This window comes from Mucilaginibacter sp., assembly GCF_036568825.1.
Taxonomy (GTDB): Bacteria; Bacteroidota; Bacteroidia; order Sphingobacteriales; family Sphingobacteriaceae; genus Mucilaginibacter.
This window is the reverse complement of sequence record NZ_DATCRU010000068.1, coordinates 60408-81352: the sequence shown is the minus strand read 5'-3', so window position 1 is coordinate 81352 and position 20945 is coordinate 60408. Positions and strand designations below refer to the sequence as shown.

Here is a 20945-nt window from a genome sequence, read left to right as displayed (position 1 = left end):
TGATTAGTGATCAGGTTTGTTAATACCATAACCGATAACTGGTTGACTGATTAACTAGTCACTCTGAACGAAGACTCTTCACCGGGTTTACATTAGCGGCTTTCACAGTTTGCAGACCTATGGTAGCAAATGCAATGATAAACGCAATAACACCTGCCCCGAGGAATACCCACCAGCTTGAGATTAAACTTATTTTAAAAACAAAATTACTGGCTAGCCACCAGGACATTAGCCCTCCTGAAACAGGTAATGCAATAGCAGATGCTATGATTACCAGAAACAAAAAATTTCTCGAGAGTTCGATAACCAGTTGCGGCACACTTGCTCCTAATACTTTACGGACGCCAATTTCTTTAATTCGTTGCGATATGGAGAAAGCCGATAAACCAAACAAACCTAGACAGGCTATAAATATGGCTAAGCCAGAGAATATAGTAAATAACTTGCTTTCCTCTTGCTCAGCATCGTACAATTTCTGGAAACGGTCATCTAAAAATGTAAAGTCAAATGGCACATCCGGCACATATTGATGCCAGGTATCCCTGATGGTATTTATTGCTGATTGTACGTTATTGCCGTTCACTTTTATCGATATAGCATTGTAATAACCGCTGGTAGGCGGAGGCAGGAAAAACAGCATCGGAATAATAGGCTGATGCAAGGATTCAAAATGAAAATCATGAACTACACCTATTACTTTTCCTTTGTTATTACCGTAGGTCAGGTCTTTGCCTATTGCATTTTGATCAGTTTTCCAACCTAATTGCTGCACGGCAGTTTCATTGATGATATAGTTTGCTGTATCGGTGGGGTAATCACGGGAGAAATTTCTGCCGGCCGCCATCTTCATACCATAGGTATCCACGAAACCATAGTCAGTGGTAATATATTTTAATTCGATGTTGGTAGGTACACTTTTGCCATTTTCTATTACTTGCGCACCCTGATCGTCCAGCAAACGTCCGGAAGGAATGCGCGATGATCGACCTACATCTTTTATTGAGGTGTTCTTAAGCAATTCCTGTCTGAATGATTCGAACTGCTTGGTTAAATTACCAGGATAGCCAGTAATAAGAATATGATCCTTATTAAAGCCCAACGATTTATTCTCGATATAACTCAATTGCTGAAAAACAACCGTAGTTGCAACAATCAATACAATAGAAACAGAGAACTGCACTACTACCAGTATTTTGCGGAAAGAAATATTTCCCGAGCCCACTTTCAATACGCCTTTCAATACCTGTACCGGTCTGAATGAGGACATGAAAATGGCAGGATACAAGCCGCTGAGAAGCCCAATAAAGAAAGGCAGGCACAGGATACCTATGAAAATATCCCATCTGAATAAACTACTGAAGACAAGGTTCAAGTGAGCCAATTGATTAATGTAAGGTAATAGCAACCATGTGAAGACCATCGCCAGGATCAAAGCCACCCAGGTAACCAATACCGATTCGCCCAGGAATTGACGGATGATCTCTTTACGTTGAGCGCCGATCACTTTACGTACGCCTATTTCTTTAGCGCGCAATGCTGATCGAGCTGTCGACAAATTCATATAGTTGATACAAGCGATCAGCAAGATAAATACAGCAATAATGGAAAAGATATAAACCCGTGTCATGCTGCCTTCCGGTTCTATCTCATCATCCAAATGCGATTTCAGGTGGATGTCCGTCAGCTTTTGCATGGTCAGTTTGGTTGCCTGTGAAGTTTTAATATTTGGCGGCATACCTGGTAGATGAACATATTTATCAAGGAAAGAATTTAACTGCTTACTGATGTTTTCAGGATTGTAGTTTTTTGGCAAAAGCAGGTAGGTATAAAATGAATTGTTCCCGAAATTGGTTTCTAATTGTTTTTCACCATAAACAAGCGAATCTTTCAGTGTATTAAAAGAATACAGCATAGTCGGATGCATATGTGCATTTGACGGGAAGGGTTCAAAAACGCCTGTTACCTTAAATTCGTGTTTGGTATTATCCAGGATGACCGTTTTGTTAATGGGGTCTTCGTTGCCGAAATATTTTTTGGCAACTTCCGGCGTGATCATAATGCTGTAAGGATCGTTCAGCGCGGTCTTCTTATCCCCTTCGGTTACATTAACACTGAAAACTTTAAAGAAATTTTCGTCAGCAAAAAAGCCATCTTTTTCGTTGAACATTTTTTCCTTGTACTTGAATACAACAACGTCCTGGTGCAATACCCGGGTCATTCTTTCAATATCAGGAAAAGCTACTTGCAATAATGGCCCGAAAGGTGGCGCAACGGAGCTCAGATGCAGGTTTTCAGAACCATCACGTGAATAAAAAATTCGGGTAACGCGATAAGTACGGTCGGCATTTTCATTATACCGGTCGTAACTTAATTCGTTTATGATATAGGCCAATATCAGCAAACAACAGGTAATACCGATGGTTAAGCCTGAGATATTAATGAATGAAATAAACTTGTGTCTCGCGATATTTCGCCATGCACTTCTCAAATAGTTCTTTATCATAGTAGTAAGATTTAATAACCGGTTTCAATTAGCTATAAGACACCATGAAAAAGAAAAACGTTACGGGTGTTTTTAAAATTCCGATTAGTTTATTCGTTCACTTGTTCAATAGTTCATTGGTAGCCTAACTGCTATTGCAACTGCCACTGCTACTCTGATCTGAGGCTCTTGACCGGATTGGCAACAGCCGCTTTAATTGACTGAAAACTAATCGTAATTAAGGCGATCAATAGTGCAATAAACCCAGCTATTATGAATACCCACCATTGAATATCAATGCGATAAGCAAAATCCTGCAGCCATTTGTGCATTGCGAACCAGGTTATCGGGAACGAAATAATAATGGCGATTAGCACCAATTTCAAGAATTCTGTTGAGAGCATGGCTGTAATATTGCCTGATGAAGCGCCTAATACTTTTCGTATACCAATCTCCTTTACACGTAATTTGATCATGAAGGCAGCAAGGCCAAATAGCCCTAGACTTGCAATAATTACAGCGATCACAGCAAATGAAGTAAAGATGTGACCGGTTCTCTGCTCGGCAGAGTATAGTGAGGCGAATTGTTCGTCAACAAAATAGTAGCTGAAAGGTCCGCTTGCTTTGTATTCATCCCATTGTTTTTTGATGTCAGCTACCAGGTTACTTACTTCAGCTGCTTTTATTTTCAGGATAATGGAACCATGACGGTGCATGGGCAGCATCATTAATGGAGCCACCTTTTGCTTGGCCGAGGTGTAGTTAAAATCCTTTACTACACCAACAACGGTATAGGCCTTCCTTCCTGAGCGCACGATTGTTTTACCTATCGGATCGGTTTTGCTCCAGCCTAATTCGCTAACAGCCGCTTCATTGATCATAACAGCCGATGAATCAGCAGGAAACTCAGGCGATACGCTTCGTCCACTTGCCAGTTTAATACCTAAGGTTGATAGGTAGTTGCCATCTATACGGTAAATATTGCAATGGATCTCATTTTTGGTTTCATCTGATGCTTTTTCCTGAGGATATATTTCAGTGCCGCCCATATTTCCGTTTCCGGGTATTTCGGTTGAAACCGTAGCATTCACTATCCTGCTATCGCGCATTAACTGATCTTTAAAAGCGTATTCGTTATTACCCAATAAGTAAGTATCATTTAATACCAATAGTTGCTCTTTGTCATAACCCAACTTCTTGTTCTGCATGTAATGCAATTGCTGGTACACGATAAATGTGGCAATGATCAAGGCAGTCGAAATGGTAAACTGAAATACTACCAGGCTACTTTGCAGAAAATTCTTTTTAGTGGGTTCGGTACCAGATGTACCTTTTAAAACATTAAGGATCTTGAATGACGACAGGAAAAATGCTGGGTACAAGCCTGCTAATATGCCAACCAACAAGGTCAAAAATATCCCGATAGCAATAGCTTTGAAGCCGAGGAAAAACCAGATTGAGATGTGTTTTCCAGCCAGGTCATTAAAATAAGGCAGTAAAGCCCACACAATGGCCAAAGCCAATATCATTGCCAAAAGTGTAAGCATGACTGACTCAACCAAAAACTGGGTTACCAGCCATTCTTTAAGCGAACCCATTACCTTACGGATACCTACTTCTTTCGACCTTTTTGATGAGCTTGCTGTAGATAAATTGGTAAAGTTGATGCAAGCCAACAATAAAATAAATACAGCCAAGGCGCCGAAAACGTACACATAGTTCATATCCCCATTAGGCTCAATATCAAATTTGGTTGATGAATGCAGGTGTATATCGGTGATCGGCTGCAGGTAAAACTTAAAGGTATTCACTGCCTTTTGGGCTTCAGCAAGACTGATTCCCATGTCCCGCTGCGTCTCAGGAACCACATACTTCGCCACCAATTGCGGGAATTGCCTTTCCAGCTTCTTCGGGTCGGCTTTTTTGTCCAATAGTAAATAAGTATAGACGCCTACATTACTCCATGTTTGCTGGAGTGATGGTTCAATAGTGGACATGCTAACAAAAGCATCAAAATGAAAATGAGAGTTATCAGGTATTTTATCTATCACGCCGGTAACCTTCATTAACGATTGATCAAATTTGAGTATTTTACCAACAGGCGATAAATTACCAAAGTATTTTTCGGCCATTGCTTTGGTAATTACTATACTGTTTGGATCCTTCAGCGCAGTACTTTTATCACCTTGCAAGAAGGGGATAGAAAAAATATCCAGGAAATTACGATCAACCAGTACAATCTTAGTCTCTTTAAACTGCCGGTTATTATAGGTTACAAAGACAGGACGATTATTCATCATCCGCGTATAGTCCAACACCTGCGGAAAAGCATCCTTAACACCTTTGCCCACGGCAATGTCTACATTCGGGAAATCAGTTACACTACCGTTTCCCAGTGTATTTATTCCTAAACGATAGAGTTGCTTCGAATTAACTGAATAAGTATCGTATGTCAACTCAGAGTATAAGTAGGCTGCAATGAACATGCAGCATGCCAGCCCTACTGCCAATCCAAATACATTTATAAAAGAGAATACCTTGTTCTTTGCCAGGTTTCTCCAGGCTGTTTTGATGTAGTTCCTGATCATGATACTGTTAATTTTTTTATATCAGCATTCAATAGCATGCCAAATTGTTAATAACCTTATTATTAGATCGATACACAAAACACCATATACGAAACTGTTCGTATATAGAACACTCCCCGTTCGTAAATGAACATTCAAACAAAAAATCCCAAGTCAAAATATGTAATATACCAGACTCAGGACTTTTTACTTAAGACTTTCGACTTAAATCATTCGCTCCGTAAATTCTTCACCGGGTTGGTCAATGCCGCTTTAATAGCTTGCCAGCTCACAGTGGCCATACATATTAAAAGACTGATCACCATTGTCGCCAAAAACACCCACCAGCTTAATGGTGTCCGGTAGGTAAAATCCTTCATCCATTTATCAACCATAAACCAGCTAATTATAGCTCCAAGCGGAAATGCAATCAGCACCAGCAACACAAACTCACGCGACAGGTTATACCATAGATTACTGATAGAAGCTCCCAACACTTTGCGGATACCGATCTCTTTGCGGCGTTGTTCGGCTGAGAAAGAAGCAAGGCCAAATAAACCAAGGCAAGAAATAATGATTGCCAGGCAGGTAAAGCCAATTGCCATATTACCCAGCATTTTTTCTGTCCTGAATTTATTGGCAAATTTCTCATCCACAAATTTGTATTCAAACGGATATTCAGGGTTATATTTTTTATAGATATCCTGTATAAGAGCCATGCTGTTGCTCACCGATTTTGCAGGGTTTAAGCGCAGACCTATACTCCCTGTCCACCCTTTTATAAAACCAATGATAGCAGGTTTTACAGGTTCGTGCGGCGATCCCCATACAAAGTTCTCCACCACTCCTACCACTTTACATTTGTTGCCCTGGTATTTTACGATCTGCCCTAATGGCTCTTTAAAACGCATCAACTTTACAGCAGCCTGGTTAATGATAATACCCAATGAGTCGGCAGGGTAAGCTTCTGAAAAATCGCGGCCCTCTATCAGTTTTAAACCATAGGTATTAATAAAATGATAGGTGACTGCTATCTGGTCAATAGGCAATTTATCTTCTCCCGGCAGTTGTCCCGGCCAGGTGATACCCCATGAACTGCTATTATTGTTAGAGATCGAATTGCCTGTCAACGCTCCGTCGGTAATCGCTCCGGCATTAATAGCATCCCTTCTGAAGTTCTCAAACTGCTTGTCCATATTGCCTTCGTCGGGCAATTCCACCAGTCCGCGCTGATCATAGCCAACAGGTCGATTTTTCAAATAAATGATCTGTTTATAGATAAATATACTCGACAGGATTAAGAATGTAGCGAATACAAACTGAATGACTACCAATATTTTCCGCGGTGTTATTGTCGATCTCACTGATATCACTTGTCCCTTGAGCACTTTTACAGGTCTGAACGATGACAGGAAAAGCGCAGGATAACTGCCCGCTACAACGCCTGTGATCAATATAACTCCAAGGGCAGCCAGCCATGCAAATGCATTGGTATATGGTATAGTAAGTTTAACATTTATAATTGCACTGAAACTCTTGATCAGACAAAATATCAATCCAACGGAGAAAATAAAGGATATAAATGCCATCAACAGCGACTCGCCCATAAACTGCATCACCAAACCACTGCGACGCGCTCCAATAGCTTTGCGTATACCAACCTCCCTTGCACGGCGTTCTGAACGTGCCGTCGACAAGTTCATAAAGTTGATACAAGCAATCAGTAATATACCTATTGCAAGAAACAGGAACAAACGCACATGTTCAATCTCGCCTCCAACTGCTTTACCATTTTTGAAATCGCTATACAGGTGAAATTGTGCAAATGGATAAAGGAAAATAGTATTTTCCTTATTATTGGGATCGTATTTGGCTATTATACCCTTCAGCTTAGCATTCACTTTTTCAAATGAAGCGCCGGGCTTTAGCATGGCATAAGTCATAAAGGAATAGTTGCCCCAACCAGAAGTTTTTAACCAGCTTTGTTGCGAGGCTAACTGATCCCACGAGATAAGCGCATTAAAATTGAAGGTTGAATTATCCGGGTTATCCTTTATAACCGCGGTTACCTTTAAAGGCGTCTTATTATCAAATTTAACCACTTGACCTATCGGATTGGCATCGCCAAACAAAGATTTCGCCCCCGACTCTGTAAGGACAATCGATGATAGATCACTAAATGCATTCTTTTTATCACCACGAACAAAATCAAAACTAAACATATCCAGTAGTGACGGATCGGCGGCCATGGTATTCAGCTTGAGCATTTTATTTTGATAGCTCATCAGGATATCGTATGGCCAGTTGGTACGTGCCACCTTATCCATTTCAGGATAGTCCTTTATCATTGCCGGAGCCAAGGGAATTGGTGTTGCTCCATTAGTCATCAATTCACCATTGCTGGGCTGATTTCTCAGCACGCGAAATAAGCGGTCAGTATTGGTATTGAATTTATCAAAACTGAACTCATTGTATACGTAAATGAGCAGCAAAAAGCTCACCGTCATACCAATAGCCAATCCGCCGATATTAATCAAGCTGTAAAGGCTGTTCTTCTTCAGATTTCTCCAGGCAACTTTAAGATAGTTTTTTATCATGATTTAGTTCATTGGTTTACTGGTTCATTAGTCATTAGTAGCCTAATCTTATAAGTCCCCTCTCGTCCAAAGGAGTCCTTCGGACAATGAAGGGGACTTTTTATAGTGTAACTGATAACTAGTTAACTGGTTACTGATTAACTGGTAACAAATCAATTCATAGTCAAGGTAACATGTCCGCCGCCGTTAACATCAATTGGCACACCACCACCATTTAGCTTACCTTCTATCCTGTCTTTATCTTTTGTGCCATCAAAGTTACCATCGAAATCGGCTGTTACGCGATTGCCATGTACATTCAGATTCATTCCTTTTTTGGGCAAACGCAGGTTAACGTGACCGCTGCTGGCGTCGATCTTTACAAATTTGCCAAGCTGGGTTATTTCTGCATTAATACTGCCACCTGAAGTATAGGTATCTAAGGTACAGGCTAATCCGTTCAGATTAACGCTACCGCCAGATGTACCTGTATGCAAATCACCTTTTATATTGCTGGCCTGGATGCTGCCACCGCTGGTAGTTGCATCGATCTTGCCATCAAGGTTATCCAGGTGCAATGAGCCACCTGATGTTTCTAACCTGATATCGCCTTTACAATTATCAGCATGTACACTACCACCGCTGGTTTCCAGGTCTATCTTCTCACCTGAGTTAGATACAGTTATACTGCCGCCTGAAGTACGGCCATGTATATTGCCGGTTAAACGGTCTATATGCAGACTGCCGCCGCTGGTGCCAAATTTTTCTTCACCGTTCAGGTTATCTAAATGGATACTTCCACCACTGGTTTCCAGGTTAGTAGATACGTTTTTTGAAACATATACTTTAAATGCAATGTTCAGCGACCTTCTCCAATCCCAGTCACGTTCATGCTTATTTTTAGCTGAAGCACGCAGCTCATCCCCATTTACAGAGATGTTCAGATCATAATCTTCATCCAGGCGTTTTTTGATCTCCTCGCTAGATGGGGTAAAGCCATTATTTGCAGTGACATAAACTTCAATGCGTGGTTTCTCCTCAGGAGAACCGCTTACGGTAATACTGCCGCCTGAAGTGGTAACAAAAACGTGTTTTATTGCATCGCCCGAAAGCGGCTTGGTAAGGTATGGCGTCTTTTTATCCTGTGCCAAGGCAACGATGCTCTGGCAGGCCAGGAATAATAATATAATACGGGTTTTCATTGTTGTTTTGTTAGTTTGATTGAATTGCTTGATTAGTTGAATTTCACATTCACGCTTCCGCTGCTGGCATCGGCGCTTACACCTGCACCACCGCCATTAACAGAACCTCTTACATGGTCGTCGCTCCAATCACCATTAAAACCTTCGAAATGGTGCTGATTAACATGATCGCCACGAAGATCCAAATCAAGGCCTTGTTTTGAAGGAAGTTCGATATCCACATTACCTGCACTCGATTTTAAACGAACATATTTGCCTACGTGCAATAATTGGGCATATAAGCTGCCTGCGCTGGTTGAAGCATCAACGCTGCCACTTAATCTTCTTAAAGTGATGCCACCGCCTGATGTATTGGTAATCAGCTCACCTTCGATATTGTTACCGTCAACGCCACCGCCGCTGGTATGAGCTTCGATCGAACCTTTTAGATCATCCAAACGGATGCCGCCACCTGAGGTATTCAATTTAATATGACCATTGCAATTGTTTGCATTGATACCGCCGCCGCTGGTTTGCAGATCGATGTCCTCGTTTGAGTTAGACACTTCGATACCACCACCTGATGTGCGGCCATTGATGTTGCCCGACAAATGATCGATACGCAGACCACCACCGCTGGTAGTAAATCTTTCATTACCTTTTAAATGATCCAGGCTGATGCCGCCACCGCTGGTTCTCAGGTCGGTAGCACAGTTTTCAGGAACAAAAATTTTAAATGAAATGCTCAGCTGATGTCTCCAGTTAGAGAAGTTGTGTTTGTTTTTTGCGATAGCGGTTAATTCATGACCGCTTACAGATACGCTCAGATCGTAATCTTCATCCAAACGTTGTTTAATTTCCTCTTTGGTAAGGTGCTGATTATTGTTGCCTCTCACATAAACTTCTACTCGGGGCTGCTGACCGCTTTCGCCGCTTACTTCAATACCACCTGCTGATGTATTTACCATTACACTATTGATTGCATCGCTTGCAAGGGATTTGGTCATGTAAGGAGTTTTGTCGTCCTGCGCCAATACAATTGTGCTTTGCAATGCGACAATAAATAAGGTTAAAAAAGTTTTCATGATCTTCGATTTATTTTATAACCATTAGACTAACTTTTAAATAGATACGTTGCATGAGATCAGAAAAATTATCAGAAAAATTCTAACTGTTTAACTGATCACTCACTACGCAAGCTCTCTTCGAGAGCCATAGCTCATTCCGAGCGAAGGCTCTTAATAGGATTCATCAACGCAGCTTTGAGCGATTGAAAGCTTACCGTTACCAGCGTAATCATTATTGCTATTATCCCGGATAACAGGAATATCCACCAGGCAATATCTATGTGATAATTATAATTGAGCAGCCATTTGTTCATAGCATACCATGCAACGGGTGATGCTATAAGCAGTGCTATTACCACGAGGATAATAAACTCTTTTGATAAAAGGGTAAACAGTGATGCCACGCTTGCTCCTAATACTTTACGTATGCCGATTTCTTTAGTACGTTGCTCAGCGGTGAACATAGCCAGTCCTAACAAGCCTAAACAGGATATAAATATGGCCAGGAATGCAAAAACATCGGCGAGCTTACTGATCACCTGTTCATTATTATAGAGTTTTTGAAACTCCAGATCGGAAAATTGATAAGTAAAAGTAAAGTTCGGATTCAGTTCTTTGCATAACTTTCCAATGCTTGCTATTGCTTGCTTTGATTGCCCCGGTTGTGTGCGTATAATTATGCTGCCATAATCTATACTATCCCGCAATCGCACCACTAATGGCTCTATCGCACGATGTAGTGAGTAAAAATGAAAATCTTTTAAAACACCTACTATTTTCCCTTTTTTACCCCACATGGTAAATGGTTTTCCGATAGGATCCTTGTATCCGGTCCTTCCAAGTGCAGTCTCATTGATCAGGTAATTATTGGTATCCGTAGCAAATTCCTTTGAAAAGTCCCGGCCCTCAGCCAGGTTTAGTTTCATTGTTTTTACGAAATCATAGCCTACACTTATCTGTGTGAACTCAATATTATTATTGGGGTCTTTACCATCCCAGTTTACACCGCTTGTGCTGCTGCCAAAATTGGTTGGCTTTGATGTGATGCGGGTAATATCTTTTATCCCCGGCATTTTTAACGCCTCATCTTTAAATACCTGGTATTTTGTTATCAGGTCGCCTTCAACAGGCACAAAGATCATATTCTCCCTGTCGAAGCCTAAATTCTTATTTTGTACGTAACTAACTTGTTTGGATACAACTATTGTTCCCACGATCAATATAACAGATAATGAGAATTGAAACACAACCAAACCTTTTCTGAACCAGGCTGAACCAGGACTTAACTTAAGTGTTCCTTTAAGTACTTTAACCGGGTTAAAACCAGACAGGAATAAAGCCGGATAGCTTCCTGATATAAAACCGGTTACAAGGGTTAGACCTGCAAGCCATAGCCAAAAAGAAAGTTGTTTGGAAGGATATTCGATCTCTTTTTGTGTTACCGAATTAAATACGGGCAACAATACAGCTACCAGGAATGCGGCTATTAAAACCGCAAAAAAGGTTAGTAATATAGCCTCGCCAATAAACTGTCTTATCAATACCGGCCGAACTGCTCCTACTACCTTCCTCACTCCTATTTCGCGTGCACGTTTTACAGAGCGAGCGGTTGTTAAATTCATAAAGTTGATACAAGCGATCAGCAGTATAAAAATAGCTACCGCGCTGAATAAACGAACATATTCAATGCGCCCACCGGACGGTTTTCCCTCTGTTAAATCGGAGTTCAGGTAAGTTTCATCCAAACGTTGTATACTCAATTCTTCCCTGAAAGCTTTGGAAGGTTTATTGAAGGCATCAACAAAATGGGTTAATTTTTTATCTACAGCTTTAGCATCCGTATTGGGTTTCAGCATAATAAATGTTTGCGGACTATTGCTATCCCAAGTCTTTGCCCATGGGTTATCTTTTAAAAACTGATACCAGTTTAACAGGTAATCAAATTTATTAGAGGAGTTTTGGGGAATGTTTTCAAAAACAGCGGTGATATTGAAATTCAGCCTGTTTTCAAACCTGATCGATTTACCGATTGCCGCCTGCGGACTTCCGAAAAACTCATCGGCCATTTTTCGCGAAATAGTGATACTCGACGGATCATTTAAGGCCGATTTGGCATTTCCCTGAATCAAAGGAAAGCTGAACATTTTGAAGAAATCTTCGCCGGCAAAGCCGCCTGTCATTTTCAGAAGCTTCTCACCAGCACGGAATGTACTTTCATCTCCAAGTTCCGCTTCAGTTGCATACTGAATGTCCGGAATATCTTTTTTCAATTCATCAGCCAGGATACCTGGAGTAGCATACTGACCATGAACCTTATGATCATAAAACTGGCGCTCATATACAGTATAAAGCTTGTCTTTATTAGCATGAAATGAGTCAATACTCAATTCATTTTGTACCCATAGAAAAATCAAGATACTGCAGGTCATCCCCAAAGCCAAGCCGAGTATATTGATTGCCGAAAAAAACTTATTTCTGACAAGGTTGCGCCAGGCAACTTTTAAATAATTCTTTATCATGATTTTAGTTCATTGGTTCACTCGTTCATTAGTTTATTAGTGTCTAACTGCTACTCCGACCTAAGGCTTTTAACCGGGTTCATCAGCGCCGCTTTAACAGACTGAAAGCTCACTGTTGCCAAAGCAATTATCAGCGTAATTCCGGCTGCTAATCCAAATATCCACCAATTCATAGTAGTCGGATAAGCAAAATCCTGCAGCCATTGCTTCATAGCATACCAGGCTATTGGGAATGCAATCATTGCTGCAATGATTACCAGTTTTAGAAAGTCCTTAGATAACATAGCAACCAGGTTTTCAACGGAAGCCCCGAGTACTTTCCTGACGCCTATCTCTTTAGTGCGGCGTTCAGCAGTATACATAGCCAATCCCAGTAACCCTAAACAGGCAACAGCAAGAGAAAGAAAAGTGAATACGCTAAACACCTTGCCAATGGTCTGATCGGTTTTATACAGGGAATCATATTGTGCATCCAGGAAGGTATATTCAAAAGGGTTATCAGGCATAAACTCTTTCCATTTATTTTGAATCCCGGCTATGGCTTTACTGTAATCGCCCGGCATGATCCGTACGGCAATGTTAGATACACCGATATTGTAAGTTTTGGATGTAGTATAAAAGAGTGCAAAAGGTGAAATGGCATTATGCAAAGATTCTGTATTAAAGTTCTTTACCACACCGATCACTTTAAACCGCGTATCGTTTCCTCCCGGATATTTCATAAACTTACCGATAGGGTCAGTCCAGCCCATTTCCTTTGCAGCAGCTTCATTTAATATTACAGATGCCGAGTCGGTAAAATTCTTAGAAAAGTTACGGCCTGAGAGCATATTCATTTTTAATGTTGGCACAAAAGATTCATCAACAATAAATGAGGTGAGATCGACGTGTTTATCGGCTGAGTTCGAGTTTCCTTCCGGCACATAGGAATCTGTAAAAAAGTTTTGCTGAGCAGGTAATCCTGTGGTGATCGTCACACTAGCCACCTGGGGTAATTTCAATAATTCCTGCCTGAAACTTTCCTCGCTTTTACCCAGGCGGTCTGCATCAGTTATAACTATTACATTTTCTTTATTAAAGCCCAGGTCCATCGACTGATTAAAAAGCAACTGCTTATAAACTATGATAGTGCATATGATCAGCACTGTTGATACCGTAAACTGAAATACTACCAATACATTACGTGTAATAAATCCGCCTAAAGAGTTTTTAGCATTGCTACTACCTTTCAGAACGGTTACAGGATTAAATGAAGTGAGGAAAAATGCAGGGTAACTACCGGCCAATACAGAAGTGAAAATGATCAGCACTAATAAACCCGCCATTGTTGACAAGTTCAATAAGGTAGCCAGATCCAATGATTTATTAGCCAGGTTGTTGAATGCTGATAAGCAACATGCAACTATCCCCACAGCAATTATTGCAGATAATAAGGTATATAAAAATGCCTCAGCGAGGAACTGTGTAATTAATTGTTTCCGTTCAGAGCCCAATACCTTACGTATACCTACTTCCCTGGCTCTTTTTGCTGATTGAGCGGTAGCCAGGTTCATAAAATTAACGCAGGCCAGCGCCATGATAAATAACGCTATTGCGGAGAAGATATAGATGTACTTTATATCACCATGATTAATAAACCGGCTACCAATATTGGCAGAATAAAGATGCACATCTTTTAAGGGTTGTAAAATCAGGTCGTATTTGTTGCCCTTCTTTATAAAAGCATCAAATGGCTGACCAATGCGCCGGAATGCCGTTGCTGCCTGCACTTTGATCATTTCCGGAAACTTCGCCTCAATTTTCTGAATTGCAGCAGGATCATTGGCTACATTAGCTTTAAGTTTCACATAAGTACCCATTTGCAGCCAAATCCAGCTCCAGTTAAAGCGCTTAACCGGTGGCATACCAACATTTGATTGCAATACATCAAATTGCAATGACGATTGAGCCGGAATATCTTTTAAAATGGCCGTAACTGTAAATGGCGCTGAATATTCATCAAAAACAAGGTTCCTTCCTATCGCTGAGGTTGTTCCGAAGTATTTTTTTGCTGCCTTCTCGGTTAAAACTACAGAGTTAGGGCCATTTAGACATTTAGCCTTGTCGCCATCTACCAACTGGTAATCAAAAAACTGCAGAAAGTTAGAATCAACCGCTAAAATACTTTTCTCGGTCAAGGAGTTTTTCTGGCCGTTATTTACATAGTGAACAATCTCGTCTCCGGGCTTGAAAATCCGCGTATAGCTTTCAATTTCAGGAAAATTATTTACTAACGCCAATCCAACAGGCGGTGGTGTGTGCCCTGCGGTAAATTCATCATTACCGATCTTTTCATGCGTATTTACACGGTATATCCGGTTACTGTCTTTAAAAAATCGATCATAGTTGAGTTCGTCTTTTACATACATGCCGATCAACAGCACACACGCTAAACCAATAGCAAGTCCGCTGATATTAATGATACTGCTAATCTTATTCCGGCCCAGGTTCCGTAAGGCGATTTTAAGGTAATTTTTAAGCATGGCGAATTGGTTTCTTAATCCATGCTAAAAGCAATACCAAAACACCAAATATCTGATTAATAGATACTTATATTAATAATAAATAAAAACACATGTACGCTTGTGTAACAGCAAGTGTCCGGTTATGATACAGTGTTGTTAGTTAACCAATTATCAGTTAATCGGTGATCAGGGAACTCATCACTAATAGAAAATAACTGATAACTGGTTAACTGATAACCGATCACTCCGACCTCAACGTCTTCACCGGGTTCATCAAAGCAGCTTTTATCGCCTGGTAGCTGATGGTGGCAAAGGCGATCAGGATAGTTGCTGAACCGGCCAGGGCAAATTCCCACCAACTGATATGGGTTTTGTAAGTATAATTTTGAAGCCATTTGCTCATTAAATACCATGCAACCGGGCTGGCTATTAATAGTGAAATAAGCACTAGTGCAAGGAAGTCTTTTGAAAGCATGGTGGTGATATTGGCTACACTGGCACCCAATACTTTGCGTATGCCAATTTCTTTGATCTTTACCTGGGCAGTGTAAGTAGCTAATCCGAATAAACCAAGGCAGGATATCAAAATGGCGATGCCTGCAAAAATACTGAAGAGTGATCCGGAGCGCTGATCGGATTTATACAATTGGTTGTACTCATCATCGAGGAAAGTATAGTCAAAAGGGAAATCAGCATTATATTTTTTCCATTGGTTTCTGAGTGCAGTAATAGCCTGGGCGGAATTACTGCCGGATGTCTTTACAAACATACGCCAATTGTTGCCAGGACGATAAAAAAACACGAAAGGCTCAATTTTCCGTTTTAGCGATGCGAAGTTAAAGTCCTTCACCACACCTATGATCGTACCGTTCCAGTCGTGCAGTTTAAACCTCTTGCCTATCGGGTCTTTTATTCCTGCTTCCCTTACAGCAGTCTCATTCAAAATAAAATGGGCTGAATCTGCCTTATCCCCCGAGAAGCTATTGCCGGTGGCTAGTTTAAGTTTGAACAGGTCAAAAAAGTTCTTATCAATACTCATCGGGTGGATCATAAAACTTTGATTAACTCCTTTTCCATCCCAATCAGTGTCACCTGTGGTATTTCCGATGCTTACTATATTATCGCCACCACTGGAAATGCCCTGTATTCCCGGCTGACTCATTAATTCAGCACGTACAGCCTCATAATTTTTCTGCATATCGCGCATGCCAAACCAGAAGACATGCGACTTATCATAACCCAGATCTTTGTCGCGGATATAGTTTAATTGCGAGTTGATAACAAGTGTACCAATGATCAACCCTACTGAAAATATAAACTGGGTAACTACCAACACTTTTCTGAAAAGCACATTACCTATACCCATAGATATCTTACCCTTCAATGCATTTATTGGTTTGAACGACGATAATAACAATGCAGGATAAATACTCGATGCAGCAAGTGTGCCGATAATAATCAAACCAATCACCTTCCACACGTTCATATCTGTTAAATCAAAAGTCATCTCCTTGCCGGCAACATTATTGTACACAGGCATCAGCAGCTTTACTGCAACAAATGAAAGCAGCAATGAGATAGTGAAGAATAAAACAGTCTCGATAACAAATTGAGCAAACAACTGACGTCTTTCAGCACCGATAATTTTACGAACACTGACTTCCTTTGAGCGCATCATTGCGCGGGCAGTCGACAGATTCACATAATTGATACAGGCGATCAATAATATCAATACACCGACTATAAAGAATATTTTGACTGTCTGGATGATGCCTTCTGAACCATCCGGGTTGTATAAATGCAATTTAGCTAATGGCTCCATCAGGTATTTCACATTGGCAGCATCCGGGCCAGGTTGATTGCGGATATGTATCTGTGTCAGTTTATCTGCCACAGTTTTTATAGATATACCGGATTGTAACTGTAAATAAGTGGCCGCGTAATAATTACCCCAATCCGAATCCATTGATTTCCAAAAATCTTTGCCGGTGTATTGTTTAGCCTGCAGGTTGATAGAAAATAAGATGTCAGCTTTAATGCTTGAATTTTCAGGAAAATCAGCTATTACACCGGCAACGGAAAAGTTGTCTTTGTTATCCCCTTTCAGGACTTTTCCAATCGGATCGGCATCACCAAAAAAGCGTTTGGCAGTGGTTTCAGTAATAATAATAGATTGATCAGTCGGAAACGGGTGATTAACACTACCCTTCAACAACTTGAAATCAAACACTTTAAAGAACGATGGATCGATATAGAACATTCCGTTGTCGCCGGGCTTCAACAATTTATCCCCGTATTTAAAAACAGCATAATTATAATTTCCAACCAGCCTTACTGCATTCTGTACGCCTGGAACCTCTCTCAGGGCAAAAGTTGCAATCGGTGCCTGCACCCCATCCCATACCTGTTTGGTTGAACCGGTACCTATTTGAGCATTTACACGATAGAGTTGCTCAGACTTCTTATGGAAACTATCAAAGCTCAGCTCATCATTTACCCAAAGCAAAATGAGCAAACCGACTGTAAGCCCCACAGTTAAACCGATCACATTGATACTTGCGTAAAACTTGTTCTTTAAGATATTACGCCATGCTGTTTTGAAATAGTTCCTTATCATGTTGTTAGTTCATTGGTTTATTTGTTCATTAGTTATTGGTATTGTCCTCTTGATCACTAATCTCTATTTAACTAATCTCTAATCACTCAGACCGAAGGCTCTTCACCGGATTAGCCAGCGCCGCTTTTATCGATTGAAAACTGATCGTCACAAAAGCAATTAAAACTGCTGATATACCCGCAAGGATAACTACCCACCATTGGAATGGCTGATGATAGGCAAATCCCTGTAAAAACCACCTGGTCATAAACCACCAGGCTAATGGCGCAGCAATCAGTATCGCGATCAAAACAAGCACGATAAAATCTTTTGATAAGATGCGAACGATGCCTGTTATGCTGGCCCCTAATACTTTACGGATACCGATCTCTTTTGTGCGTTGCTCAGCCGCATAAGCTGCCAGGCCAAATAGGCCAAGACAGGCAATAATGATAGCCAGAGTTGTAAATGAAATAGCTATTTGCCCTATCCGTTGCTCTGTTCTGTAATTGTTATCGAAATCTTCATCCATAAATGAATAGCTGATCTGGAGGTTTGGCGATACCGCTTTCCACTTTGCTTTAACCTGATCCAATAATGCAGGAATATTAGTAGAGTTGATTCTTATACTCAGGGCTCCGGTGTCTTCGCTGTCAAAAAGGACCAGCGGCGTAACATTTTCACGCAATGATTTGAAGTTAAAGTCCTTTATTACACCAATAATATGGAATGGTTTCATTACGCTGGCCTTACTATCCATCGGCAAGTAAAGAAGCTGGTTGATTGGGTTTGAAAACCCTAACAACTGTGCAGCTGCTTCATTTATGATAATTGCAGTCGAATCAGTCTTCATATCAACTGAAAAGTTCCTCCCGGTTTTCATTTTTATTCCGAGCGTAGGTATATAATCCTCATCTACATTCCATATGGAGCTTTGGATGGCCCGTTTAGCATCCAATACCGGGTCTTTAAATAAAGAAGAATTATTATTGTAACCAGACGTAGGTAAAAAACCTGTCATGGTTACACTTTTAACACCTGCCAGTTGTTTAATCTCCTGCTTAAATGTTTTGGCTTTATTGCCTAATGTCCACACCTGGTTTACGATCAATACATGATCTCGGTCATAGCCCAGATCTTTATTTTGGATAAATTTTAACTGGTTATAAATAACAATGGTGCCAATGATGAGAAAAATAGAAATAGCGAACTGGAAAACCACCAGTGAACTGCGGAACACACCGCCTTTAAATCCTGCAGCCAGCTTCCCTTTAAGCACTTCGATGGGTTGAAAGCCTGAAAGGAATAACGCCGGATATGAACCTGCCAGGCAACCTACGACAATTATAAATACAACCATCACCGGTAATAACCAGCCAATAATTTGTGGGGTAACAGTCAATTCTTTTGCCGACACCTGATTAAATAAAGGCAGGAAGGCCCATGCTATACCTACAGCAATAATGGCACTTACGAGAGTTACCATTACTGACTCTGTCAAGAATTGGGCGATTAAATATTTTCGGGATGAGCCTAATACTTTACGTACGCCAACTTCTTTTGCCCGGTTTGCAGAGCGGGCAGTAGAAAGATTCATAAAGTTAACGCAGGCAATAAGGAGTATGAACAGAGCTATTGCTGAAAATATATAGACGATCTTGATATCGCCTTTATTTCCCATGTCATATTTGGTATTCGACTCTAAGTGTATTTTTAGCAGAGGAATAAGGCTGAAGCGGAAATAGTTACCTGTCTGCTCCAGTTTCGCAAATGACATATGCAAAATACCTTGCAATTGAGCTTCAGCGTGTCTTCTTATGAACTCAGGTAATTTAGTTTCAAATTTCTTGTAATCTACACCTGGTCTGAACAGGATATAGGTATCAAAGTTATTGCTAAACCAGGAATCGTCCTTGCTTTCAGCAAGTGATGGCATAGAAATAAAGAAGTCAAAATTGAAATGTGACTGCTTGGGAATATTTTTAATTACTCCTGTAACTTTATAAAGAGCAGTATCATTGAAAGTTAAGACTTTCCCTGCGGCATTTGTGGTGTTAAAATATTTCAGCGCCATCTTTTCGGTAATAACAACCGAGTGAGTTTCTTTTAGAGCTGTGGATGGCTTACCATCAATCATTGGCAGGGTAAATACATCAAAAATGTCAGGATCGGCATACACCATATTATCTTCCTGGATATTGATATTGCCTTTTTTAACCTGGTTTCCGCCACGCTGCCTGAACCTGGTAACCTGCTCAATCTCGGGAAAGTCTGCCTTTAAAGCTGCAGCAGTAGGCGCCGGAGATTCTGAATATGCACCCTCATTCCCTCCAAATTTTATGTTGCTATTCAAACGGTAGATACGATCAGCTTTTGTATTGAATTTATCAAAGCTTAACTCATCGAATACATAAAAGACGATGAGCAAACAAGTGGCCAGTCCCAAAGCCAGCCCCAGTATATTGATAGCCGTAAATCCTTTGTTTTTCAAAAGATTACGGAATGCTGTTTTTATGTAATTCTTGATCATGGCGTTTTAAATTCTAATCTCTAAACACTAAACTCTAAGCGACGAAGCACTAACGGCTAAAGCTTATGCACGCTTCCGCTTCCGCTTGTGGAGGTTCTCACAGATTTTGCATCGCCTGTATAGCGAACATCACCCGATCCGCTTACACCAGCAACCAATTTATCACTGGCGTTTATTTTGGCATTGCCTGAACCTGATACGCGAACTGTTGAGTTTGAAGTAACCAGATCACCTGCAATAAAATTACCTGACCCGGAAACATTTAAGGTTGAGCTGCCTGCTGAGCCAGTTAACCTGATATTGCCTGAACCTGAAATCCGGCTTTCTAATTCCTTAACGTCAATTTTGCCATGCATACTTCCTGATCCCCTAACTGTTAGTTTCAGCGAGCTGGTAGCAAGTCCATCATCAAAAAACGCACCGCCTGAGCCTGAAACCTTAATACTGTTCAAATCCTTTACTGTAATATTCACCACAATTTTGGCATGATGACGCCACCAGCTTTTGTCACTCCACCAGCTTTTATCGCTCCAACCCCAGTTGTCATGCTTATTGCCAATGTGTAAAGTATGGCCCTCAACTTCTGTGCGAATGCGGTCCAACACTTCTTTAGGAGCTTTGTAAGTAAGAGACTCTGTATTCCCTTGTTGGATATAAACATCAAACGGGCCAGAAATCTGCAAGGCATTAAACCCACTCACCTGGCGGGTAATGGTTATAAGGGAATCTTCTGTTACCGGTATATGCGGTTTTGCAAAAGCGTATCCACTACCGGTTACAAGAATGAGTGCTAATACTAGTCTAAATAATTGTCTCATGGTTTATCAGTTTTTTCAGGTAAGACGCCACTTAAAAACATTAGGTTGCATCCTATTTCCCACTTTTTAATATTTTTCAATCAAGCTTTTACTCACTTCGCAAGC

Annotated in this window: 10 protein-coding genes; all 10 read right to left on the bottom strand. The window is 40.7% G+C overall.

The features are described from left to right. Window positions 1-58: 58 nt before the first annotated feature. A complete protein-coding gene (locus tag VIM89_RS14790; RefSeq protein WP_488156943.1) occupies window positions 59-2503 on the bottom strand; it encodes an ABC transporter permease in 2445 nt (814 codons plus the stop codon). Between the two features lie 149 nt (window positions 2504-2652). Then, window positions 2653-5070: an ABC transporter permease gene (locus VIM89_RS14785; RefSeq protein WP_488156942.1), complete on the bottom strand. Its 2418-nt coding sequence runs from the start codon at window positions 5068-5070 to the stop codon at window positions 2653-2655. 209 nt (window positions 5071-5279) lie between these two features. Then, window positions 5280-7646 carry an ABC transporter permease gene (locus VIM89_RS14780; RefSeq protein WP_488156941.1) on the bottom strand — a complete coding sequence of 789 codons (2367 nt, stop codon included), beginning with the start codon at window positions 7644-7646 and terminating at the stop codon, window positions 5280-5282. A 152-nt stretch (window positions 7647-7798) separates the two neighbouring features. Then, on the bottom strand, window positions 7799-8827 hold the full coding sequence (locus tag VIM89_RS14775) for a DUF4097 family beta strand repeat-containing protein (RefSeq protein WP_488156940.1): 1029 nt from the start codon (window positions 8825-8827) through the stop codon (window positions 7799-7801). Between the two features lie 32 nt (window positions 8828-8859). Further along, the gene (locus VIM89_RS14770; RefSeq protein ID WP_488156939.1) at window positions 8860-9891 is read right to left on the bottom strand and encodes a DUF4097 family beta strand repeat-containing protein; all 1032 of its coding nucleotides are present in this window, start codon (window positions 9889-9891) and stop codon (window positions 8860-8862) included. Between the two features lie 134 nt (window positions 9892-10025). Then, window positions 10026-12392, bottom strand: coding sequence for an ABC transporter permease (locus VIM89_RS14765; protein WP_488156938.1), 2367 nt, complete (start codon window positions 12390-12392; stop codon window positions 10026-10028). A 50-nt stretch (window positions 12393-12442) separates the two neighbouring features. Further along, window positions 12443-14914, bottom strand: coding sequence for an ABC transporter permease (locus VIM89_RS14760; protein ID WP_488156937.1), 2472 nt, complete (start codon window positions 14912-14914; stop codon window positions 12443-12445). A gap of 223 nt (window positions 14915-15137) precedes the next feature. Further along, window positions 15138-17513 (bottom strand): ABC transporter permease, encoded by a 2376-nt coding sequence (locus tag VIM89_RS14755; RefSeq protein WP_488156936.1) that lies wholly within the window; start codon window positions 17511-17513, stop codon window positions 15138-15140. A gap of 82 nt (window positions 17514-17595) precedes the next feature. Further along, window positions 17596-20022 (bottom strand): ABC transporter permease, encoded by a 2427-nt coding sequence (locus VIM89_RS14750; protein WP_488156935.1) that lies wholly within the window; start codon window positions 20020-20022, stop codon window positions 17596-17598. A gap of 56 nt (window positions 20023-20078) precedes the next feature. Further along, window positions 20079-20840, bottom strand: coding sequence for a head GIN domain-containing protein (locus tag VIM89_RS14745; RefSeq protein WP_488156934.1), 762 nt, complete (start codon window positions 20838-20840; stop codon window positions 20079-20081). Window positions 20841-20945: the final 105 nt, after the last annotated feature.

What these genes read in the sequence shown, in the direction of transcription:
- VIM89_RS14760 (WP_488156937.1), bottom strand. Translation starts at nt 14,914, where the DNA reads ATGCTTAAAAATTACCTTAAAATCGCCTTACGGAACCTGGGCCGGAAT.
- VIM89_RS14745 (WP_488156934.1), bottom strand. Translation starts at nt 20,840, where the DNA reads ATGAGACAATTATTTAGACTAGTATTAGCACTCATTCTTGTAACCGGT.
- VIM89_RS14790 (WP_488156943.1), bottom strand. Translation starts at nt 2,503, where the DNA reads ATGATAAAGAACTATTTGAGAAGTGCATGGCGAAATATCGCGAGACAC.
- VIM89_RS14750 (WP_488156935.1), bottom strand. Translation starts at nt 20,022, where the DNA reads ATGATCAAGAATTACATAAAAACAGCATTCCGTAATCTTTTGAAAAAC.
- VIM89_RS14770 (WP_488156939.1), bottom strand. Translation starts at nt 9,891, where the DNA reads ATGAAAACTTTTTTAACCTTATTTATTGTCGCATTGCAAAGCACAATT.
- VIM89_RS14765 (WP_488156938.1), bottom strand. Translation starts at nt 12,392, where the DNA reads ATGATAAAGAATTATTTAAAAGTTGCCTGGCGCAACCTTGTCAGAAAT.
- VIM89_RS14785 (WP_488156942.1), bottom strand. Translation starts at nt 5,070, where the DNA reads ATGATCAGGAACTACATCAAAACAGCCTGGAGAAACCTGGCAAAGAAC.
- VIM89_RS14775 (WP_488156940.1), bottom strand. Translation starts at nt 8,827, where the DNA reads ATGAAAACCCGTATTATATTATTATTCCTGGCCTGCCAGAGCATCGTT.
- VIM89_RS14755 (WP_488156936.1), bottom strand. Translation starts at nt 17,513, where the DNA reads ATGATAAGGAACTATTTCAAAACAGCATGGCGTAATATCTTAAAGAAC.
- VIM89_RS14780 (WP_488156941.1), bottom strand. Translation starts at nt 7,646, where the DNA reads ATGATAAAAAACTATCTTAAAGTTGCCTGGAGAAATCTGAAGAAGAAC.